Raw genomic sequence first — 21,938 nt, 5'->3', positions numbered from 1 at the left:
CGACACGATCATCACACCATCGCTACCGTAATGTCAACGGTTTGACGGAGAAGGTTCAGGGCAGACCGCCTGGCGACGCCAATACTGGTTAATCGCAGCGGTATTCGATGTTGTGGCCTACCGGGTTAGGCGCGGGGTGCTACGCAGAACGCGTTGCCCTCGGGGTCGGCGAGCACTACCCAGCCGAAGTCACCGAAGCTGTTGCGAGCGGTTTCGGTGGCGCCGAGCCCGACCAGCCGTGCGACCTCCGCCTCGACGTCGGCGGTGGAGAAGTCGAGGTGCACCTTGTTCTTGCCCGGCGTCGGATCCTCCACCTGCTGGAAGGCCAGACCCGGCCCCTCGGGACGACTGACCACGACGAAGAAGGGCGGGGCGATGGGCGTGACCTCGCCGTCGAGAGCGCGAGCCCACCAGGCGGCCAGCCCTTCGGGATCGGTGGTGTCGAACGTGATGTTCTCGGTCTTGAGTGCCATGACCCGACGCTAGCCCAGGCCGGTGACAGATCCGGGTGAACTCTGTGGTGCCGGCGGCGTACCGCCCGCACCACAGAGTCCCCTCCCCCTAGGTGCCCTTGACGTTGAGCACCTGCCGCAGCTCGTGCACAGCCTCCACGAGGTCAGCGGCATCGGCCATCACGGTGTCGATGTCCTTGTACGCGTCCGGGATCTCGTCCACCCACTCGTCGCCGTGCCGGTACTCGATGCCCTGCATGCGGTCGGCGAGGTCGTCAGCGGTGAACCGGCGCCGCGCCTCCGCGCGGGAGAATCGCCGCCCGGCACCGTGCGGTGCCGAGCAGAGCCCAGCCGAGTTTCCCTTGCCGCGCACGATGTAGGACCTCGTCCCCATCGACCCCGGGATGATGCCGAGCCGGCCTTCGTGAGCGTCGATCGCACCCTTGCGGGTCAGCCACACATCTCGGCCGCCGTGCTTCTCCTTTGCGGTGTAGTTGTGGTGCGTATTGACCGTCGTCTCGACGAAATCGCTCGTATCACCCTGCGCGCCAACCCAATCACCGAAAACCAGCGCGAAGCGATCCATCATCTCCGCGCGGTTCTCCATCGCAAAACGCTGGGCCCAGTTCAGCTCTCGCAGGTACGCGGAGAACTCCGGTGTGCCCTGCGGGAGGTAGGCCAGGTCGGGGTTCGGCAGGTCGATCCACCACCGCTTGCACAGCTGCTGTGCCACCTTGATGTGCTTGAGCGCGATCTTGTTCCCGACTCCGCGGGAGCCGGAATGCAGGAACAGCCATACCCTTTCAGCCTCGTCGAGGCACAGCTCGATGAAGTGGTTGCCACCGCCCAGCGATCCGAGCTGCTCGCGCCACTTCGGCGAGTGCGACAGGTCGACGTTGAGGCGAGCCTTGTCCTCACCGTCGTCACCGGGCCACGCAAGGTTCTGCAGCGCCTCGATGCGCGCCGCCGTGAACGGGAACCGATCCAGGTCGTGGTTGTAGTTCCCCGGCGACAGCGGAATGGCGGACTCGATCGCCGCCCGCAGTGCCGACATATCGCGGCCCGCAAGGTCATTCGCAGTGAACGTCGTTCGGGCAGCGATCATCCCGCAGCCGATGTCCACGCCGACCGCGGCAGGGATCACCGCATCGATGGTCGGAATCACGGTGCCGACCGCGGAACCCTTGCCCGAGTGCACGTCAGGCATCAGCGCCACGTGCGGATGTACAAACGGCATGGCCGCCGTCTGCTTGGCCTGGTCGACGGCACTGTCGTCGATATGCGAAGCGAAGTTCAGCAGCTTATGCCCGTCGATTCGGTGCATAGTCATGACTTGAATTGTGCAGGGGTTGTCGAGCCGATATTAGGAACCTGCCAAGAAACTGAGTACGGGCGGGGGGACTCGAACCCCCAAGCTCTTCCGAGCAATGGCACCTAAAGCCATCATGTTTGCCAGTTTCATCACGCCCGCGAACGACACGATTCTAGCGTCGGGCGCAGCGATCTTGTCGGTGGCGGCCAATACGTTCTGAATAGGACCCGAAGACAGGAACCAGCGTGCGATCAGTCAAGGAATTCGAGCTTGTACGCGGTCTCATCGCCGCCGGCTTGAATGATTGCGCGATCTCTAGACAGACAGGGATTCCGCGCCGCACAGTGCAGGTGTGGCGGACCCGATCGCCCAAGTGGGATCGCGCACAGCGGTCGGGACCGTGTGCCGGACTCCACGACTTCGACGATCTGCCACCTAGTGACTATTGCTACTTGCTTGGCCTGTATCTCGGCGACGGCTGCGTCTCAAAGACCGCTCGCAGCTGGATACTCAGGGTTACCTGCGATACGAAGTATCCCGGCATCATCGACGGCTGCCGAAGGGCGATTGACACCCTGATGCCGGGACAACGGGCGGGCGTGTGGACCAGACCGAGCGGCACATGCGCTGACGTATATCTCTCCTCCAAACACTGGCCATGCCTGTTCCCGCAACACGGTCCCGGCCTGAAGCACCGCAGGCCCATCAAGTTGGAGCCGTGGCAGGAACGGCTCGTGGAACAAGCACCCGAGGACTTCATCCGCGGTCTGATCCACAGCGACGGGTGCCGTGTCATCGCCAACGACCGCGGCGTCGAGAGCATCCGCTACCACTTCACGAACCACTCCGAAGACATCCTCGGCCTGTTCACCGGGACTCTCGACCGGCTCGGCATTCCGTGGACCCGGTCGACCAAGTACATCGTCTCGATCTACCGCAAGGCGGCCACTGCGCGCCTCGACGAATTCATCGGTCCGAAGTGCTGAGCGTCACGCAGCGGTGAACCCATAACCGCTGGCAGGGTACCGTCGTGGTGTGTCCACGACCCGCCGCCACCGCTTCGGCCTGATCATCCTGGTGATCATTGCCGCCTGTGGTTGCCTGGCGCTGGGCTGGTGGCAGTGGAGCAGATTCGAGTCGAACTCCGGCACGTTCCAGAACCTGGGCTACGCCCTGCAATGGCCGATGTTCGCGGGCTTCTGCGTGTACGCCTACCGCAAGTTCATCCGCTACGAAGACGCTCCCCCCGAGCCGACATCGACGACGGAGTCGGTCACCGAGATTCCCGCCGGGCTGCTCCCCGAACGCCCAACGGCTCGCGCCACTTCGGACGACGCCGACCCCGCAATGCGCGAATACAACGCCTACCTCGCCGAGTTGGCCCAGTCCGACAAGGCGCAAGACGATCAGAACAGGACCACCGCATGACCGCACCCGACTCGCCCAAAGCAGACGAGCAGACGGGCGTCCCGAACGAGACGATCCGCAAGGCCCTCAACGGCTACCGGGTCCTGGCCTGGACGACGGGCCTGTGGCTGATCGCGCTCTGCTACGAGATGGTGCTGAAGTACGTCGTGAAGGTCGACGACCCACCCACCTGGATCGGCGTCGTCCACGGCTGGGTCTACTTCATCTACCTGCTGTTCACCGCCAACCTCGCGGTGAAGGTGCGCTGGCCGATCGCCAAGACCATCGGCGTGCTGCTGGCCGGCACGATCCCGCTGCTGGGCATCATCGTCGAGCAGGTGCAGACCCGGGAACTGAAGACCCGCTTCAACCTCTGATCAGCGGATCGTCCTCGAGCTCCAGCTCGTCGGGCGACCACTCCTCGACCGCATCGGCCGCGGTTGGGATCGTCACCGCGACAACGGCGGCCAGCGCCGCGACGCCGGCGGAGATCAGCAACGCGATCCGCAGCCCCTGTAACGACGGCATCGTGTGCCCGGCATAGCTGATCGTCATTGTCGCGAGCACCACCCCGATGACCGCGCTGGAGATCGACGTTCCCAGCGACCGGGCGAGCGCGTTGATTCCGTTGGCCGCGGCCGTCTCCGAGACCGGCACCGCGGCGTTGATGAGCGCGGGCAACGACGAGTACGCGAACCCGACCCCGAGGCTGATGGCGACGTTGACCACCATCACCGCCGCCGGGCTGCCGAGCAACCACACCGCACCCAGATAAGCGCCCGCGATGATCGCCGCACCGCAGACCAGGGTGAACTTGGCGCCGCGGCGGCCGGCGATCCGCGCCGCGAGCGGGGACGCGAACATCATCGCCAGCCCGCCGGGCGCCATCCACAGACCCGCCTGCAACATCGATTGCCCCAGGCCGTATCCGGTTCCCTTGGGCAGCTCGAGTACCTGCGGGGCGACCAACGAGAGCGCGAACATCGAGAAGCACACCAGGATCGCCGCGATGTTGGTGGTCAGGACCGGCCGGCGCAGCGTGGTCCGCAGATCGACCATCGGCGACGGGGTCCGGAACTGCCAACGCGCGAAGACGGCGAACACCACGACGGAGACGACAAACAGCGACACCGTTGTCGTGCTCGTCCACCCCCAGGTCGAGCCCTTCGAGATCGGCAGGAGCAGCGTCACCAACCCGGTGGTCAGCAGTACGAAGCCCAACGGGTCGAACCGGTCGGCGGAGGTCGGCGGAATGTTGGGGACCAGGAAATAGAACAGCAGCATCGCCATGACGCCGAGAACGCTTGCGCCCCAGAACAATGTGTGCCAGTCGGTCTTTTGCGCGATCACCGCCGACAGCGGCAGTCCCAACGCGCCACCGACCCCCAGTGACGAGCTGATCAGCCCCATCGCGGAGCCGACCCGGTCCGCGGGTATCGCCGCGCGCAGCACACTGATCGCGAGCGGGATGATCGGGATGCCGAAGCCCTGCAGCCCGCGCCCGACGATGAACGGCAGCAGCGAGCTGGTCATCGCGGCGATCAACGAGCCAACCGTCAACGTGGCCGCGCAGACCATCAGCATCGGCTTGGGCCCGTACATGTCGCCGAGACGGCCGAACACCGGCGTGGTCACCGCGGCGGTCAGTAGCGTCACCGTGATCGCCCACGACGCGTTGTCGGGACTGGTGTGCAGCAGCATCGGAAGCTCGGGAATCAGCGGGATCATCAGCGTCTGCATCAGCGACACGCTGATACCGGCGGCCGCCAGGACGGCGATCAAGACCCCGGGGTGCCCCACCCGGACCGAGTGACGACCCATCTCGGCATCATGACACGTTAGATGCGCTAAAAAAAATCTTGCTGAGTCAGGTCAACGCGCGCAGCGCCGGAATGAGCAGCGCCAGTGCCCGGCCTCGATGCGATGCCGAGTCCTTCTCTTCGGGGCTCAGCTGTGCGGCGCTGCGAGTTTCCCCGTCGGGCACGAACAGCGGGTCGTAGCCGAAGCCGCCCTCACCGCGCGGCGCCCGGGCGATCACCCCGGGCCACTCTCCGCGCACGACGGCACTGTCGGAATCGGCGGGACCGTAGACCAGGGCACACGCCGACACGAAAGCCGCCGAGCGCCGCTCGTCGGGCACGTCGCGCAGCTGCGCCAGCAGCAGGTCATTGTTGGCGCCGTCCTCGCCATGCGTGCCGGCCCACCGCGCCGACAGCACGCCCGGCATTCCGTTGAGCGCGGTGACGGTGATTCCCGAGTCGTCGGCGACGGTCGGCAGGCCGGTGGCGGCGTAGCCGTCCCGAGCCTTGGCCAACGCGTTCTCTTCGAACGTGGCGCCGGTCTCGGGGGCTTCTTCGAAGGGCGGCACATCGTCCAGCGACACCAACGTCAGACCGGATACGCCCGCGGCATCGAGAACGCGGCGCAGCTCGGCCAGCTTCTTGGCGTTGCGGCTGGCAACGAGGAGTTGTGTCAGGACCCGAACGCCTTCTTGGCAGGCGGGCCTTCCGGCAGCACACCGGGATACGGCAGTTCGAGCGCCTCGCGTTGTACGGCGAACAGCGTCTCGCAGCCGGCGAGCGCGGCGTCGAGCATCTTGTCCAGCGTCGAGCGCGGGAACGTCGCGCCCTCGCCCGTGCCCTGAATCTCGACGAGGGTTCCGGTGTCGGTGGCGACGACGTTCATGTCGACCTCGGCGCGCGAATCCTCTTCGTACGGAAGGTCCAGGCGCACCCGGCCGTCGACAACACCGACGCTGACCGCGGCGATGGCACACGACAGCGGACGCGGGTCGGACAGCTTGCCGCCCGCGGCCAGATACGTGACCGCGTCGGACAGCGCGACGTAGGCGCCGGTGATTGCCGCCGTCCTGGTTCCGCCGTCGGCCTGCAGCACGTCACAGTCGATCGCGATGGTGTTCTCCCCCAACGCGGCCAGGTCGATGCACGCCCGCAGCGAGCGTCCGACCAACCGGCTGATCTCCTGGGTGCGCCCACCGAGACGGCCCTTCACCGATTCACGATCCGAACGGGTGTGGGTGGAACCGGGCAGCATCGCGTACTCCGCGGTGAGCCAGCCCTGGCCCGAGCCCTTGCGCCAGCGCGGCACACCTTCGGTGACGCTGGCCGTGCACAGCACCCGGGTCTCGCCGAAGGCGATCAGGACCGAGCCGGCCGGATGCGAGGTGAAACCGCGGGTGATGGTGACCGGCCGCAGCTCGTCGTCGAGCCTGCCGTCTTGTCGTCTGGACACCTGGCAACCCTATCGGAGGGACGTCTCCGGTCTAGGCGGCTGGCGTCAGTGTCGACGGACCTCGATGGTCTCCCCGCACACCACGGCATGGACCGGTCCGTCGAACTCGGCCTTGGCCTCGCTGATCACGTCTTCGCGCGACGTCCACGGCGGGATGTGGGTCAACAACAGCTCACCGACACCGGCGCGCTTGGCCATCTGCCCGGCCTCAGTGCCCGACAGATGCAGATGCGGCGGCCGGTCCGGCGCGTGGGTCCACGAGGCCTCGCACAGGAATACGTCTGCCCCACTGGCCAATTCGACGAGCGAATCGCACACCCCGGTGTCACCGCTGTAGACCAGCGTGGCGCCCGTCGGGTCGGTGATCCGCATCCCGAACGATTCGGTCGGATGGGTCACGAGTCGCGGCATGACGTTCAGCGCCCCGAATTGCACGGACTGCTTGTCCTGCCAGTGATGGATGTCAAAGATGTCGGAGAAATCGTCGAGCTCGCCGCCCATCGGTGACGACGCGGCCGCCAGCCGGCTCCACGTGTCGCTGGGGCCGTACATCACCCCGCGGCCCTTGGCCGGGCTCGGGTGATAACGGCGCCACACGAACAAGCCGGGAAGATCCAGGCAGTGGTCGGCGTGCAGGTGCGACAGCAGCACATGGACGTCGTTGGGATCGGCATAGCGCTGCAACGCGCCGAGCACCCCGCCGCCGAAATCGAGAACCAGCGGTGGCGTGTCGGGAGCGGTCAGCAAGTACCCGGACGCCGGCGAATCAGGCCCGACAACACTGCCGGAGCAACCAAGGATGGTGATTCGCACAGTCACCAGCTTGCCATGCCCAGATGCCACAAGAGGAAAACATGGCGGGTTTGGCCATGAGAATCACTTGGTCGCGCCGACGTGACGCTGAACAGGGTGGACACCCGTGATCGCCGGCCCCAGGAAGCGCGCCGCCAGGGCTGTGAATGCCTCGGGATCGCCGGTTGCCTCGAACAGCCGGGTCGCGGGCGGAGCCTCGTGCGGCCGCAGCAGATCGCCCTCGGTCAGCACTTTCAGCAAGTCTTTGGCCGTCTCCTCGGCGCTGGACACCAGGGTGACCGAATCCCCCATCGCCAGCTGGATCAGCCCGGACAGCAGCGGATAGTGGGTGCAGCCCAACACCAGCGTGTCGACCTGCGCGTGCTGCAGCGGCTCCAGATAGCCCTCGGCCAAGTTCAGCACCTGACGGCCGCTGGTGACACCGCGCTCGACGAAGTCGACGAATCGCGGGCACGCCACCGCCGTGATGTCGACGTCGCGGGCGGCGGCGAACGCATCTTGATAGGCCTGCGAGGCGATGGTGGCCTGGGTCCCGATCACCCCGATGTGCCCGGTGCGGGTGGTCGCGACCGCGCGCCGGACCGCGGGCAGGATCACCTCGATGACGGGAACGTCGTAACGCTCACGCGCGTCGCGCAGGCAGGCCGACGACGCGGTGTTGCAGGCGATAACGAGGGCCTTCACCCCGCGCTCAACGAGGTCGTCGCCGATCGCCAGGGCGTGGGCGCGCACCTCGGGAATGGTCAGCGGGCCGTACGGGCCGTTGCCGGTGTCGCCGACGTAGATGATGTCCTCGTCGGGCAGTTGATCGATGATCGACCGCGCCACGGTCAGCCCGCCGACGCCGGAATCGAAGATGCCAACCGGCGCGAAGCGGTCGCTCATGACGTCAGGCCGGGAAACTGACCGGCCTTCTTACGTTCCCGCGCTTTGCGTTCCGGGCCGGAGAGCCAATAGGCCGCGAGCACGCCGGCGATCGCGCCGCACAAATGACCCTGCCAGGACACCCCGCCGCAGGTGTTCAGCTCGGGCAGTGCTCCCCACAACACGCCGCCGTACACGAACAACACGACGACACCCGTCACGATCTGCCAGACGTGCCGGGTGAAGACGCCGAAGACCAACAGGAACGTCAGCCAGCCGAAGATCAGACCGGAGGCACCGATGTGGTTGGTCTCCAGCCCGCAGCCGATGTTGCCGATCAGCCAGGTACCGAATCCGCCGACGACCCAGATGATCAGGGTGGCCCAGACGAACCGCCCCATCCCCGTCAGCGTCACCAGGAAGCCGAGTACCAGGGCAGGCACGGTATTGGCGGCCAGGTGCTGCCAGTTCGCGTGCAGCAACGGCGCGAACACGATGCCCCACAGGCCGTCGCTTTCCAGCGGCCGGATGCCGTTGCGGTCCAGTGAGTGCCCCGAAAGCTGGTCGACGAGTTCGATGACGTAGAGCAGCGCCACGAACATCAGGATGGTGGCGCCGCCGACCTTCCACACCGCCGGCTTCTTAGGCTGCGGCGGAATGGTCGAGTACGGCTGGTTCATCTGTGTCTCACCGGAGCCTCCGCGTCTACGCCCAGGGCTGGCCTTCCAAAGCCTCTTCGGCTTCGTCCAGGCTACCGGCGTACGCGCCGGTGGAGATAGCGTGCCGGTCGTTCCGGGCTCAGCGAGCGGATGCGTCGAACGCGCCGGGCAACATGCCGCGGTAGGTCGGTATTCCAGCCGCCGATTCGGCGGCCAGCACCGCCACCAGCACCGCACGCGCCAGACAGTCCGCCCCTGCCGCACCCAGCCTCGCCAGCGGCTTGGTCTCGGGCACCATCTGCTTTGGCGTGCCCTCGTCCGGTTCGAGTTCGACGGCACCGGTGGCCAACGCGAAGACGGTGTCGCCGTCCAGCGGGGTGTGCGCGGGCCGGATGGTGTGCGCCAGGCCGTCCTGCGCGGCCACCGCGAAACGCCGGCAGGCCGCGGGTGACAGCGCCGCGTCGGTGGCGACGACGGCGATGGTGGTGTTCAGCGGACCGGACTCGGCGTCCAGCGCGGTGAGCGCCGCGATCTGCTCGGCAGGCGGGCTGACCAGCCCGAACTCGGTGACCAGGTGGCTCATCCAGGGCAGGCCGGTGGCCGGGTCGACCACATTGCCCGCACTGTTGACGACGACGATCGCGCCGACCGTCACCCCGTTCTCCAGTGTCATCGAGGCCGTTCCGACACCGCCCTTGAGCACCGCGGCGCGCGCTCCGACGCCGGCGCCGACCGATCCGACCGCCACGTCCACGCCGGCCGCCTGCGCGGCCGCATAGCCGAACTCGGCCGTCGGCCGGCATCCCCAGCCGCCCACCGGAAGATCGAAAATCACCGCGGCCGGAACGATCGGGACGAGCCCACCTTCCATCGCCACCCCGCGGCCCTGCTCCTCCAGCCAGGTCATCACACCGTCGGCGGCGGCCAGCCCATAGGCACTGCCGCCGGTCAACACGACCGCGTCGACATGCCGGACACTGTTGGCCGGGTCGAGCAGATCGGTCTCCCGGCTGCCGGGCGCGCCGCCCCGCACGTCGACGGCCCCGACCGTGCCCGGCGGCGCGACGATCACGGTGGTGCCGCAGGCCCAGCCCGACCCCAGCGTCGCATCGGCGTCGAGCCGGCCGTGATGACCGACCAGGATGCCGGTGACGTCGGTGATCGAGCCGCTCATCGGATGGGCTTACCCATCAACCCGAGCACCAGATACTCCTGCAGCACGGTCAGCCATTGGTACACGTCGAGGTGCCCGGCCAACGGATGGTCGGGGGGCAGCCGATCAGGCCCGTCCGGCCCGATCTCGAGCATCGCGCCAAGGGCAAGCCGCACGTCGTTGATCGAGGCGATCCAGGCGTTGGCGTCGCCCTCGGTGATTTCGAAGCGTCCCCCACCCTCGGGAAGAGTGTCCAGAACCCGTTGCGCCGCAGCCTTTTTCGCGTCGATGATGTCGGGCTCATGCAGGCTGCGCAGGGCGCCGTTGAGACTTTCGGCCGCCGCCGAGCCGGCCGGGTGATCGCGCTGCGGTTTGAAGAAGTCGGGTAGCAGCCGGCGCATCGTCGAATCCTCGGGCGGCTGCGGATTGCCGGCGCGGATCCCGGTGATCTGCTCCAGCGGATCCGACGGGGTCGCGGCCTCGCGTTCGTCGAGCATGCCCTGCACCGACAACACCATGTTCTTCAGCAGCGCCGCCTCGTGCGGGGCCAAGGCCGAACGAAAACGGGGACCCTCAGCGGTGTCGACCCGCTTCCATTTGCGCACGTTGTTCCCGGGTTGGTTGAGCTCAGCGGTCCTGTTGCATGGTTGCCCACAAACCGGCCGCATGCAGTTTGGTCACGTCGACTTCCATGGACTCGCGACTGCCCGCCGACACGACCGCCTTGCCCTCCTGGTGAACCTGCAACATGAGCTTCGTGGCGTGCGGTTCGCTGTAGCCGAAGAGCTTCTGGAACACGTAGGTCACGTAGTTCATCAGATTGACCGGGTCGTCCCAGACGATCGTCACCCAGGGGTTGTCCAGGGCACCGACGGTATCCGTCTGTTGCTGTCCTGCGGCATCCGGTCGGGTCGGAGCTGCTTGCGAGCCCATGGGCATAAGGATAGCGAGCAGGCTCATTGCCTTTCCAGCCCGTGGGGCTGCCGATACCGTTGCGCTGTGACCGCCGCCCTGCTGACGGACAAGTACGAGCTGACGATGCTGGCCGCCGCACTGCGCGACGGTTCGGCCGAACGCACCACCACCTTCGAGGCGTTTGCCCGCCGACTGCCCGACGGCCGCCGCTACGGAGTGGTCGCCGGGACCGGGCGATTCCTGGAAGCCTTGAGCGAGTTCATTTTCGACGACGAGGCGTTGGCGCCGCTGACGTCGTTCCTCGATTCCGCGACGCTGGGCTACCTCCGGGACTTCCGCTTCACCGGCGATATCGACGGATATGCCGAGGGCGAGCTGTATTTCCCCGGCTCCCCGATCCTGTCTGTCACCGGCACTTTCGCCGAGTGCGTCCTACTGGAAACGCTGGCGCTGTCGATCTTCAACCACGACACCGCGATCGCATCGGCGGCCACCCGGATGGTCAGCGCGGCCGCGGGCCGGACGTTGATCGAGATGGGTTCGCGGCGCACCCACGAACAGGCGGCGGTGGCGTCGGCCCGGGCGGCCTATATCGCCGGGTTCACCGGTACCTCCAATCTGGAAGCCAACCGCCGCTACGGCATTCCGGCCATGGGGACCAGCGCGCACGCCTTCACAATGCTGTACACCACGGCCGACGGGCCCGACGAGAAGGCCGCGTTCCGCGCGCAGGTCGAAGCGTTGGGCACCGGGACGACGCTGTTGGTCGACACGTACGACGTGACGACGGGTGTGGCCAACGCGATCGCCGTCGCCGGAACCGAACTCGGCGCGGTCCGCATCGACTCCGGTGACCTCGGCGTGCTGGCGCGGCGGGTACGCGCCCAGCTCGACGAACTCGGCGCGACCGGTACCAAGATCGTCGTCTCAGGTGATCTCGACGAGTTCTCGATCGCGTCGCTGCGCGCCGATCCCGTCAACAGCTATGGTGTCGGAACTTCAGTGGCCACCGGCTCCGGCGCCCCGACCGCGAGCATGGTCTACAAACTCGTCGAAGTGGACGGCCTTCCGGTGGAAAAACGCAGTAGCCGCAAGGAATCCCACGGCGGACGCAAAGCCGCACTGCGGCTGTCGCGGCCGACGGGCACGATCGTCGAGGAGGTCATCCACCCGGTGTCCGCACCACCTGAGATGACCGAACCCGCGCGCACACTGACCGTCCCGCTGGTCCGCGGTGGCGAGATCCTGGCCGCACCCGACCTGGCCGCCGCGCGTGATCTGGTGGCCAACGGCCTGCGCAGCCTGCCATGGGAGGGCCTGGCGCTGTCGCAGGGCGAGCCGGCAATCCCGACCCGCCAGGTGCCGATGCGGTGAGCGCGGACGATCTCCCGCCGGTGACCGAGTTGCTGGCGACGGCGGTGGCCGCGCTGGGCGGCAATGAGCGGCCGGGCCAGGTGCAGATGGCCGAGGCGGTCGCCGAGGCGTTCGCGGGCGGCAAGCATCTGGCGGTGCAGGCCGGCACCGGAACCGGGAAGTCGCTGGCCTACCTCATCCCCGCGATCGCCAGGGCCGTCGCCGACGAGACCCCCGTCGTGGTGTCCACCGCGACCATCGCCCTGCAGCGCCAGCTCGTCGACCGCGATCTGCCCCGGCTGGTCGACGCACTGGCCGCCGCCCTGCCCCGGCGACCTAAGTTCGCGCTCCTGAAGGGGCGTCGAAACTATCTGTGCCTGAACAAGATTCACAACGGGAGCAGTGAAGACCCCGCCGACGCCCCGCAGGAGGAACTGTTCGCCCCGGCCGCCGCGACCGCGTTGGGCCGCGACGTCGCGCGGTTGACGGAGTGGGCGTCGTCGACCGAGACCGGCGATCGTGACGAACTGAAGCCGGGCGTGCCCGACCGGTCCTGGTCGCAGGTCAGCGTGTCGGCCCGGGAGTGCCTGGGCATGGCGCGCTGCCCGTACGGCACCGACTGCTTCTCTGAGCGGGCGCGCGGCGAAGCCGGTCGCGCCGAGATCATCGTCACCAATCACGCGCTGCTGGCCATCGACGCGATCGCCGACGCCGCGGTGCTGCCCGAGCACGAGTATCTGGTGGTCGACGAGGCCCACGAACTGGTGGACCGGGTGACGTCGGTGGCCACCGCCGAGCTGACCCCCGCCCCACTCGGCGTGGCCGTCCGGCGGATCGCCCGCCTGGTCAGCCCGCAGCTCGTGCAGCGGATGGAAGCGGCGGTGGCGACGTTCTCCTCCGCCATCCACGATGCGGAGCCCGGGCGGCTGGACTTCATCGACGACGAGTTCGCCACCTACGTGACGGCGCTGCGCGATGCGGCCACCGCCGCGCGCGGCGATATCGATCCGTCCCCCAAGGACCCCAAGGCCGCCGCCGCCCGCAGTGAGGCGATCGCGGCGCTGACCGAGATCGGCGACGCCGCATCCCGGGTGCTGGATTCGTTCGTGCCCGCCATCCCCGACCGCACCGAGGTGGTGTGGCTCGACCACGAGGACAACCGCGGCACCCTTCGTCCGGTGTTGCGGGTGGCACCGTTGTCGGTGGCGGGACTGTTACGCACCCGGCTGTTCGACAGTGCCACAACGGTTTTGACGTCGGCGACACTGACCGTCGGTGGATCGTTCGACGCGATGGCCGGCGCATGGGGACTCGGCGACGGCCCCAAGTGGACCGGCCTGGACGTCGGCTCCCCGTTCGAGCACGCCAAGTCGGGCATCCTCTACGTGGCCGCACACCTGCCGCCGCCGGGACGCGACAGCTCCGGCAACACCGAACAGCTCGACGAGATCGCCGGACTGATCGAGGCCGCCGGTGGGCGCACCCTCGGACTGTTCTCCTCGATGCGCGCTGCCAAGGCCGCAGCCGAGGCGTTGCGGGCGCGGCTCGACACCCCGATCCTGTGCCAGGGCGACGACGGAACCGCGGCGCTGGTCGAACGTTTCGCCGCCGACCCCGAGACTTCGCTGTTCGGCACGCTGTCGCTCTGGCAGGGCGTCGACGTGCCGGGCCCGTCACTGTCGCTGGTGCTCATCGATCGCATCCCGTTCCCCCGCCCCGACGATCCGCTGCTGACCGCGCGCCAGCGGGCCGTCGCCGCCCGCGGCGGCAACGGGTTCATGAGTGTGGCGGCCGCGCACGCCGCGCTGCTGCTGGCCCAGGGCGCGGGCCGGCTGCTGCGCCGGGCCGACGACCGCGGTGTGGTCGCGGTGCTGGACTCGCGGATGGCGACCGCTCGATACGGCGGCTACCTGCGCGCCTCGCTGCCGCCGTTCTGGCCGACCACCGACCCGGCACGCGTCAGACAGGCACTCCAGCGGCTCCGCGGTGACGCCACGTCCTGAATTGGGACCGGTAGAGGCCCGGCGCGCCACTAGGGTGACCCTCATGCAGCGACGATCCCTCGCACGCCTGCTCGCGATCGTGAGCACCGCAGTGGTGTTGGCCGGTTGCGGCACGACCATCGCGGGCAAGGCCGTCTCGGTGTTCGACGACCCGTTCAAGGTCGGCGGTCTGCAGGCGGTCGACGGGGCCAGCGGCCTGCGGTCGAATGCCGAGGAGCCCAGCCGCAAGGTCTCCCACTCCGACGGCGGCAAGGACGACGAGATCGCCGTGCAGTCGATCAGCGATCTCGAGGCGTTCTGGACCGACGCCTACAAGGGCACCTTCGACGGCAGCTTCAAGCCGGTGAAGGACCTGATCTCCTGGGACTCCAACGAGTACGACGGCGAATTCTGCGGCGACTCGACGTCAGGGTTGATCAACGCGGGCTTCTGCGAGGACGACAACACGATCGGCTGGGATCGCGGCGTACTGCTGCCCGCGTTGCGACAAGCCAACGGCGACATGGCGATCACAATGGTGCTGGCCCACGAATACGGGCACGCGATTCAGCGGATGTCCAAGTTGAACAAGAAGGGCACCCCGACACTCGTGGCCGAGCAGCAGGCCGACTGCTTGGCAGGCGTCTACATGCGCTGGGTAGCCGAAGGCAATTCGAAGCGGTTCACGCTGAGCACCGGTGACGGCCTGAATAATCTTCTGGCCGCGATGATTTCGTTCCGCGACCCGCTGCTGAGCCAGGACGACTACTCCGATGGCGGCGACGAACACGGCTCGGCATTCGAGCGGATCTCGGCCTTCCAATTCGGCTTCACCGACGGGGCCTCGTCCTGTGCGGCGATCGATGCCAAGGAGATCGGCCAGCGCCGCGGCGATCTGCCGATCGAGCTGCAGAGCGACCAAACCGGTGAGTGGCCGGTGACCGAGGAGTCGGTCCGGGCGATCGTCGAGGCGATGAACATCCTGTTCAAGCCGAAGGCCCCGCCGACGCTGAGCTTCGATGCCTCCTTGGCCGCCAAGTGCCCCGACGCCCGGCCCAGCGAGCCGGTGTCGTTCTGCCCCAAGACCAACACCATCGCCGTCGACCTGCCCGCGCTGGAGAAGATGGGCGCCTCCAACGAGGGCGAGGACAACGTCCTTGTCACCGGCGACAACACCGCGTACTCGGTGCTGGTGTCGCGCTACATGCTTGCGGTGCAGCACGAGCGCGGCGGGTTGGTGCTCGACAATGCCGAGGCCGGATTGCGCACCGCCTGCCTGACGGGTGTGGCCACCACCAAGCTGTCCAAGGAAGTCACCACATCCGACGGGAACACCGTCGCGCTGACCGCCGGTGACATCGACGAGGCCGTCGCGGGTCTGCTGACCAACGGCCTGGTCGCCAGCGATATCAACGGTGAGTCGGTTCCCGCCGGGTTCAACCGCATCGACGCGTTCCGCATCGGAGTACTCGGCGATCAGGATCGCTGCATCAAACGGTTCCCGTGATCGATCTGAGGGCACACTCGGGAGATGGATCCACTCGAATCGGTGCGCGCAGCACGCGATGCCCAGAACCAGGCCGAGGCGATGATGGCCGCTGCCGTGCAACAAGCACGAGAGTCAGGTCGAACCTGGCAGGAGATCGGCGCAGCGGCCGGCGTACCCCAGCAGGCCGTTTTCCAGCGTTACGGCAACCCGACTCCGCTGCCTGAGGCAGCCGACCTGGCGAGGACCGTCATCGGCGATCTCGTCCATGCCCGGTGGGCCGACGTCAGCGCGCGCTTTGATGCGACGATGCGCGAGGGGCTCACCGAGGACGACCTTGCCGGGGCGTGGGGTCAGATCCTGGAATCGGCTGGGGCTTACCAGAGCCACGGCGACACCGCGGCCGTGCGTACCGGCGACTTCACCACCACCAACACACCATTGAGCTTCGAGGCCGGCGGGTTCGTCGCTCGCATCACCTTCTGGGACGATCACACGATTGCCGGACTGTACGTCCTCACTCCCGATGCGGCCGCGCGCACTGAAAGTCGTTGACGCTGACTAAATCTTCTTGGTGACCCCGTACCAGGACAGGATCGCATCACCCTCGTCGGTGGACTTGGACAACGTCGCATAGGAGCGGATGAACGACTCCCCCACGCAGCCGTCGATCTTGACGTGGAAGTTGCTGATGGAGACCCAGGGCCGATCGCCCCTGTACTCCTTTTTCGTCACCGGGACGATGTTGATGATGCCCGGCTTGAGGCCGACGGTGATCGCGCCACCGAGGTTGCCGCCGACGCCGGGCAGCAGGCCTTCCGCGGCGACGTTCGGGAAGTCCAGACCGATGAATCCGAGCGAAGAGCTGACGCCCATCGTGCCGCCCAACGCGACACCGTTGGACGTGCTCATGTCGATGCCGCAGCCGATCTGGTAACCGACCTCGAATACGCCCTTCGGCATGTCACCGGGTCCGTCGAGTGCGCCGTTGAAGACACCGCTGACGGCATACTCACGCGACGAGATCGCGGTGGTGAGCGGCGCGATCGGCATCTGAACCTCGTCCTTGGCCGAGATCGCGAGCGTCCAGCCATCGGGCGAATTCGTGGTTGCCGGCGGTGTGGACATCACCTTGCCGTCGTCGACGGGCGGAGCGGCCGGATCGGCGACCGGTTCGGCAGCGCCCACGGGCTGGCCGAGGTCGGGGCCGCCGGGATCGGGATCGGCCCATGCGGGAACCGGAGTCGCCAACAGGGTGCCTACCAGCGCCATCTGCACCGCATGACGTACAACCACGTCCCCGAACGCCTTCCCGGAGGCCGATGGTCCGCCCCGATGCGGGACCCCTCGACGTTCCTTTTGGGAACCTACAGGTGGCTCCCATGCACTGCTAACCGGTTCTGAAACTCCCAGCGTTACGCCAGCGTGACGAGACCGAGCTCGTTGTCACCGGCCAGCAGTGGGTGATGCGGCAGCACTCGCACCGTGTATCCGAGGGACCCGGCCAGCGGCAGCGGGGTCGTCGTCGTGAAGACGTCGGTGCCGCCGTCGCCAGGACCGGTCAGTGTCATCGCCACAGTGATGGGGTCCTGCAAGGCGTCCGCGGCGTCGACACGGCCCAGCACCGCCTGCACCACCACCTCGTCAGGCTTCAGCCCGGCCAGCTGCACGGTCGCCGTCAGCGTCAGCTCCGAGCCCAGCAGCGGGGTGTCAGGCAGGCCGGTGCTGTCCACATCGGTGATCTGGATCCTCGGCCAGGCTTCTTTCGCACGCAGTCGGTACGCCGACAGCTCGCGGGCGGCACCAAAGGGCAACCCGTCCTCTGGTGCGCTGGTCCGGCCGAACGACTGTGCGGCCGGGGCGTAGTAGTTCTCGGTGTAGTCGCGCACCATCCGCGATGCCAGCACCTTGGGACCCAGCGACTGCAACGTGTGCCGCACCATCTCGACCCATCGAATCGGCACACCGTTGTCGTCGCGGTCGTAGAACCGCGGGCCGACCGTGTGCTCGAGAAGGTCGTAGAGTGCGGCGGCCTCCAGATCGTCGCGGCGGCCTTCGTCGGCCAGACCGTCGGCTGTCGGTATCTCCCAACCGTTTTCGCCGTCGTACCACTCGTCCCACCAACCGTCGCGGATGGACAGGTTGAGCCCGCCGTTCAGTGCGCTCTTCATGCCCGATGTGCCGCAGGCCTCCAGGGGACGCAGCGGATTGTTCAGCCACACATCGCAACCCCAGTACAACTGGTGTGCCATGGACATGTCGTAGTCGGGCAGGAATGCGATGCGGTGCCGCACTTCTGGACGATCGGCGAACTTCACGATCTGCTGGATGAGCGCCTTGCCCGCGTCGTCGGCAGGATGAGACTTGCCCGCCACGATCAGCTGAAGGGGTTTCTTCTCGTCGAGCAGCAGCGCCTCGAGACGAGCCGGGTCCCGCAGCATGAGGGTCAGCCGCTTGTAGGTCGGAACGCGGCGGGCGAAGCCGATGGTCAGCACATCGGGGTCGAAAGCCGTTGCGATCCAGCCGAGTTCGGCATCTGAGGCGCCGCGCTCCAGCCAGGACCGGCGCAGCCGCAACCGGACGTCGTCGACCAGCAGTGCGCGCAGCTGCGAGCGGATCCACCAGATGTGGCCGGTGTCGACCCCCTGCAGCCGCTGCCAGACGTTGGGCTCGCGGAGCGCCTCGGTGGAGCCGGCCAGCTCGCGGCCGAGCTGCAGCCATTGCGGAGCGGCCCACGTCGGGCCGTGCACGCCGTTGGTGATCGAGCCGATCGGCACCTCGGAAGGGTCGAAGCCAGGCCACAATTCGTCGAACATCGTCCGGCTGACCCGGCCGTGTAGCAGCGACACTCCGTTGGCGCGCTGGGCGAGCCGAAGGCCCATGTGCGCCATGTTGAACTTCGACGGATCGTCCTCGGCCCCGAAGGCCAGCACCCGGCCGACCGGAACTCCGGGCAGCAGACCGGTTTTGCCGTCGTCGCCGAAGTAGCGCTGCACCATGTCCACCGGGAAACGGTCGATGCCGGCCGGTACCGGGGTGTGCGTGGTGAACACCGTCGCCGAACGCACGAGGGTCAGTGCGGTGTCGAAATCGAGCTGCTGCTCAGAGATGTACTCCCGAATCCGCTCCACGCCCAGGAAACCGGCATGGCCTTCGTTCATGTGGAACACATCCGGCGCGGGCCGGCCCTCGATCGCGGTGAAGGCGCGGATGGCCCGCACACCGCCGATACCGGCCAACAGCTCCTGCTTGATGCGGTGTTCCTGGTCGCCGCCGTACAACCGATCGGTGACGTTGCGCAGATCGTGCTCGTTCTCGGGGATGTCGGAGTCCAGCAGGAGCAGCGGAATCCGGCCGACCTGCGCCACCCACACCCGGGCCCGCAGCACCTTGGAATCCGGCATCGCCAATTCGACCAGAACCGGCGCTCCGGCGGGGTCGGTCAACAAGCGCAGCGGAAGTCCCTGCGGGTCCAGCGACGGGTAGTTCTCGTGCTGCCAGCCGTCGGCGGTCAGCGACTGCCGGAAGTACCCCGACCGGTAGTACAGGCCGACGGCGATCAACGGCAAGCCGAGATCCGACGCGGACTTCAGGTGGTCGCCGGCCAGGATCCCCAGACCACCCGAATAATTGGGCAGCACTTCGGCGACGCCGAACTCCATCGAGAAATAGGCGATCCCCGTCGGCATGCCCGCACCGTCTTGCTGCTGGTACCACATCGGCCGACTCAGGTAGTCGTCCAGATCAGCGGCGAGCTGATCGAGGACGTGCAGGAACTGCTCGTCGGTGGCCAACGCGTCGAGCCGGGCCGGGGTGACGGCTCCCAGCAACGCCACCGGATCCTGGCCGGTCTGCAGCCACAGCTGCGGATCGATCGAGGCGAACAGGTCCTGGGTCGGTTTGTCCCACGACCACCGCAAATTGATCGACAGCCGACCGAGCGCTGCGAGCCGATCGGGCAAATGGGCACGGACCGTGAACCTGCGTAGAGCCTTCACGCGTTCCAACCTTACTGAGATTGCAAGGCCCCGAGGGCCGACCGCGTGCTTCTTCCCCCCGCATTCATTCGGGCTACTACGGTGTGAATAGGGCGGGATGCGGTTACCCCGAGGGGCAAGGAGTCTCACGACCGGTGCAGGACGAAGGCGTCGACTGCACGACGACAGCTTGTTGAAGACCGAACAGGAATGGAGTGGTTTGGGTGCCCGGTCGGATCGAGATCGATGACGTCGCGCCCGTCGTGTCCTGCGGTACCTACCCGGCCAAAGCGGTCGTCGGCGAAGTGGTGCCGGTGTCCGGGTCGGTGTGGCGCGAGGGTCATGACGCGGTGGCGGCGACGTTGGTGGTGCGCTATCTCGGAACCTCCTACCCCCAGCTAGGACAGAGCCCCGCCCGCCGGGTCAAGGCGCTGGAGGGCGCCGATCTGGCCGCCGCGACGCCGGCGGCCAGCCGGGTCAAACCGCAGCTGTATGGAATGGCGACGGGACGTACACCGGATCTGTTTCACGGCCAGTTCGTGCCCGATCGGGTGGGTTTGTGGACGTACCGGATCGACGGCTGGGGCGACCCGATCACCACATGGCGGCACGCCGTGACCGCGAAACTCAACGCCGGCCAAGGTGAGTCGGAGCTCGACAACGACCTGCTGGTCGGCGCGCGTCTGCTGGCGCGGGCAGCCACCGGGGTGCCGCGTGATCGCCGCACGCCGCTGCTCGACGCCGCCGCGGCACTGCGCGAGCCCGGCGACCCGCTGACCCGTGCGGCGCTGGCGCTCTCCCACGACGTCACCGACCTGCTCGAGCAGTTCCCGCTGCGCGAGCTGGTCACCCGTGGCGCCACCTACGGGGTGTGGGTGGACCGGCCGCTCGCGCGCTGCGGCGCTTGGTACGAGCTGTTCCCCCGCTCCACCGGTGGCCGGGACTCGAGCGGGCGGCCCGTGCACGGCACGTTCGCGACCGCGGCCGCGGCGCTCCCCCGGGTCGCCTCGATGGGCTTCAATGTCGTTTACCTGCCGCCCATTCACCCGATCGGCAAGGTGCACCGCAAGGGCCGCAACAACAGCGTGACGGCCGAGCCCGGCGACGTGGGGTCGCCGTGGGCGATCGGCAGCGACGAAGGCGGCCACGACGCCATCCACCCCGACCTGGGGACGATCGACGACTTCGACGCGTTCGTCGCCGCGGCGCGGGAGAACGGCCTCGAGGTGGCCCTGGATCTCGCGCTGCAGTGCGCGCCGGATCATCCGTGGGCGAAGAACCACCGGCAGTGGTTCACCGAGCTGCCCGACGGCACCATCGCCTATGCGGAGAATCCGCCGAAGAAGTACCAGGACATCTATCCGCTGAATTTCGACAACGATCCCGGCGGACTCTACGACGAAGTGCTTCGCGTGGTGCGGCACTGGATCGACCACGGCATCAAGATCTTTCGGGTCGACAACCCGCACACCAAGCCACCGAACTTCTGGGCGTGGCTGATCAGTCAGGTCAAATCGGTCGACCCTGACGTGCTGTTCCTGGCCGAAGCGTTCACCCGGCCCGCGCGGCTCAACGGGCTTGCGAAACTCGGCTTCACCCAGTCGTATTCGTATTTCACCTGGCGAACCGCCAAGTGGGAGATCGAGGAGTTCGGCCGCCAGATCGCCGAGCACGCCGACTACACGCGGCCCAACCTGTTCGTCAACACCCCCGACATCCTGCACGAAAGCCTGCAGGAAGGCGGTCCCGGAATGTTCGCGATCCGCGCGGTGCTCGCCTCCACAATGGGCACGTCGTGGGGGGTCTACTCGGGCTTCGAACTGTTCGAACACCTGCCGGTGCGCCCGGGCAGCGAGGAGTATCTGGACTCCGAGAAGTACGAGTTGCGCCCGCGCGACTTCGAGGGCGCCCTGGCGCAGGGACAATCACTCGAGCCATTCCTCAAGCGCCTCAACGAGATCCGCCGCGTCCACCCGGCACTGTGCCAGATGCGCACCATCACCTATCACCACATCGACAACGACGCCCTGCTGGCCTACAGCAAGTTCGATCCGGTGTCGGGCGACACCGTGCTGGTCGTGGTGACGCTGAACGCGTTCGGCCCGGAGGAAGGCACTGTGTGGCTGGATATGGGCGCATTGGGTATGCACCCCTACGACCGGTTCTGGGTCCGGGACGAGATCACCGGCGAGGAATACCAATGGGGGCAGTCGAACTATGTGCGCCTGGAGCCGTCGCGGGCGGTCGCGCACATCTTGAACATGCCGTTGATACCGCAGGAGCAGAGAGCAAGTCTGCTGCGGCGGGAATGAC

At 67.3% G+C, this 21,938-nt stretch carries 21 protein-coding genes and 1 tRNA gene; 8 read left to right on the top strand and 14 right to left on the bottom strand.

Annotated features, from left to right (window positions below):
- Window positions 1–125: 125 nt before the first annotated feature.
- The 3 genes from EV580_RS29425 to EV580_RS29415 form a co-directional block, all read right to left on the bottom strand.
- Window positions 126–473, bottom strand: a complete 348-nt coding sequence (locus EV580_RS29425; protein ID WP_133696083.1) for a VOC family protein — start codon at window positions 471–473, stop codon at window positions 126–128.
- Between the two features lie 88 nt (window positions 474–561).
- Complete coding sequence (locus tag EV580_RS29420) at window positions 562–1,776, bottom strand: RtcB family protein (RefSeq protein ID WP_133696795.1); 1,215 nt, start codon at window positions 1,774–1,776, stop codon at window positions 562–564.
- Between the two features lie 63 nt (window positions 1,777–1,839).
- Window positions 1,840–1,923, bottom strand: a tRNA-Leu gene (locus tag EV580_RS29415).
- A gap of 575 nt (window positions 1,924–2,498) precedes the next feature.
- On the opposite strand from EV580_RS29415, the gene EV580_RS34380 reads away from it, so the two are divergent.
- Genes EV580_RS34380 through EV580_RS29400 form a run of 3 tightly spaced genes read left to right on the top strand, consistent with a single transcriptional unit; the run spans window position 2,499 to window position 3,548 of the window.
- Window positions 2,499–2,750 carry an LAGLIDADG family homing endonuclease gene (locus tag EV580_RS34380; RefSeq protein WP_286171917.1) on the top strand — a complete coding sequence of 84 codons (252 nt, stop codon included), beginning with the start codon at window positions 2,499–2,501 and terminating at the stop codon, window positions 2,748–2,750.
- 49 nt (window positions 2,751–2,799) lie between these two features.
- On the top strand, window positions 2,800–3,192 hold the full coding sequence (locus tag EV580_RS29405; RefSeq protein WP_133696081.1) for a hypothetical protein: 393 nt from the start codon (window positions 2,800–2,802) through the stop codon (window positions 3,190–3,192).
- Window positions 3,189–3,548, top strand: coding sequence for a DUF3817 domain-containing protein (locus EV580_RS29400; protein ID WP_133696080.1), 360 nt, complete (start codon window positions 3,189–3,191; stop codon window positions 3,546–3,548). Before EV580_RS29405 ends, EV580_RS29400 begins: the two co-directional genes overlap by 4 nt.
- On the opposite strand, the gene EV580_RS29395 is transcribed toward EV580_RS29400, so the two are convergent.
- From EV580_RS29395 to clpS, 9 genes are all read right to left on the bottom strand, one after another.
- Entirely contained in the window at window positions 3,538–4,992 is a 1,455-nt protein-coding gene (locus EV580_RS29395) for an MFS transporter (RefSeq protein WP_133696078.1), read from the bottom strand. The genes EV580_RS29400 and EV580_RS29395 overlap by 11 nt on opposite strands.
- A 46-nt stretch (window positions 4,993–5,038) precedes the next feature.
- Window positions 5,039–5,647, bottom strand: a complete 609-nt coding sequence (gene rdgB, locus EV580_RS29390; protein WP_133696793.1) for an RdgB/HAM1 family non-canonical purine NTP pyrophosphatase — start codon at window positions 5,645–5,647, stop codon at window positions 5,039–5,041.
- The gene (rph, locus tag EV580_RS29385; protein WP_133696076.1) at window positions 5,644–6,423 is read right to left on the bottom strand and encodes a ribonuclease PH; all 780 of its coding nucleotides are present in this window, start codon (window positions 6,421–6,423) and stop codon (window positions 5,644–5,646) included. Before rph ends, rdgB begins: the two co-directional genes overlap by 4 nt.
- Before the next feature lie 45 nt (window positions 6,424–6,468).
- Window positions 6,469–7,242, bottom strand: coding sequence for a cyclic nucleotide-degrading phosphodiesterase (locus EV580_RS29380; protein ID WP_166654947.1), 774 nt, complete (start codon window positions 7,240–7,242; stop codon window positions 6,469–6,471).
- 57 nt (window positions 7,243–7,299) lie between these two features.
- Window positions 7,300–8,121 carry a glutamate racemase gene (gene murI, locus EV580_RS29375; RefSeq protein ID WP_133696067.1) on the bottom strand — a complete coding sequence of 274 codons (822 nt, stop codon included), beginning with the start codon at window positions 8,119–8,121 and terminating at the stop codon, window positions 7,300–7,302.
- The gene (locus tag EV580_RS29370; protein ID WP_133696065.1) at window positions 8,118–8,780 is read right to left on the bottom strand and encodes a rhomboid family intramembrane serine protease; all 663 of its coding nucleotides are present in this window, start codon (window positions 8,778–8,780) and stop codon (window positions 8,118–8,120) included. The genes murI and EV580_RS29370 overlap by 4 nt, the downstream gene beginning before the upstream one ends.
- A gap of 118 nt (window positions 8,781–8,898) precedes the next feature.
- A complete protein-coding gene (locus EV580_RS29365; RefSeq protein ID WP_133696063.1) occupies window positions 8,899–9,933 on the bottom strand; it encodes a P1 family peptidase in 1,035 nt (344 codons plus the stop codon).
- Window positions 9,930–10,517: an oxidative stress transcriptional regulator AosR gene (aosR, locus tag EV580_RS29360; protein WP_133696061.1), complete on the bottom strand. Its 588-nt coding sequence runs from the start codon at window positions 10,515–10,517 to the stop codon at window positions 9,930–9,932. Before aosR ends, EV580_RS29365 begins: the two co-directional genes overlap by 4 nt.
- Window positions 10,518–10,539: 22 nt before the next feature.
- Complete coding sequence (clpS, locus tag EV580_RS29355; RefSeq protein WP_133696059.1) at window positions 10,540–10,845, bottom strand: ATP-dependent Clp protease adapter ClpS; 306 nt, start codon at window positions 10,843–10,845, stop codon at window positions 10,540–10,542.
- A 66-nt stretch (window positions 10,846–10,911) separates the two neighbouring features.
- Here clpS and EV580_RS29350 point away from each other — a divergent pair, with 66 nt between their 5' ends.
- The 4 genes from EV580_RS29350 to EV580_RS29335 are packed head-to-tail and all read left to right on the top strand — an operon-like array spanning window position 10,912 to window position 16,203.
- On the top strand, window positions 10,912–12,201 hold the full coding sequence (locus EV580_RS29350) for a nicotinate phosphoribosyltransferase (protein WP_133696057.1): 1,290 nt from the start codon (window positions 10,912–10,914) through the stop codon (window positions 12,199–12,201).
- Entirely contained in the window at window positions 12,198–14,183 is a 1,986-nt protein-coding gene (locus tag EV580_RS29345) for an ATP-dependent DNA helicase (RefSeq protein ID WP_133696056.1), read from the top strand. The genes EV580_RS29350 and EV580_RS29345 overlap by 4 nt, the downstream gene beginning before the upstream one ends.
- A gap of 43 nt (window positions 14,184–14,226) precedes the next feature.
- Window positions 14,227–15,669, top strand: a complete 1,443-nt coding sequence (locus EV580_RS34685; protein WP_133696054.1) for a neutral zinc metallopeptidase — start codon at window positions 14,227–14,229, stop codon at window positions 15,667–15,669.
- Between the two features lie 24 nt (window positions 15,670–15,693).
- Window positions 15,694–16,203, top strand: a complete 510-nt coding sequence (locus EV580_RS29335; RefSeq protein WP_133696052.1) for a DUF3887 domain-containing protein — start codon at window positions 15,694–15,696, stop codon at window positions 16,201–16,203.
- Between the two features lie 6 nt (window positions 16,204–16,209).
- On the opposite strand, the gene EV580_RS29330 is transcribed toward EV580_RS29335, so the two are convergent.
- Together EV580_RS29330 and glgP are read right to left on the bottom strand one after the other, a co-directional pair.
- On the bottom strand, window positions 16,210–16,944 hold the full coding sequence (locus EV580_RS29330; protein ID WP_286171914.1) for an MspA family porin: 735 nt from the start codon (window positions 16,942–16,944) through the stop codon (window positions 16,210–16,212).
- 119 nt (window positions 16,945–17,063) lie between these two features.
- Complete coding sequence (glgP, locus tag EV580_RS29325; RefSeq protein ID WP_133696051.1) at window positions 17,064–19,646, bottom strand: alpha-glucan family phosphorylase; 2,583 nt, start codon at window positions 19,644–19,646, stop codon at window positions 17,064–17,066.
- A gap of 203 nt (window positions 19,647–19,849) precedes the next feature.
- Between glgP and EV580_RS29320 the strand changes: the two genes are divergently transcribed.
- Window positions 19,850–21,937 (top strand): alpha-1,4-glucan--maltose-1-phosphate maltosyltransferase, encoded by a 2,088-nt coding sequence (locus EV580_RS29320; protein WP_133696049.1) that lies wholly within the window; start codon window positions 19,850–19,852, stop codon window positions 21,935–21,937.
- Window position 21,938: the final 1 nt, after the last annotated feature.

The organism is Mycobacterium sp. BK086 (assembly GCA_004362315.1).
Classification (GTDB): domain Bacteria; phylum Actinomycetota; class Actinomycetes; order Mycobacteriales; family Mycobacteriaceae; genus Mycobacterium.
This window is presented reverse-complemented; position numbering and strand designations above follow the sequence as displayed.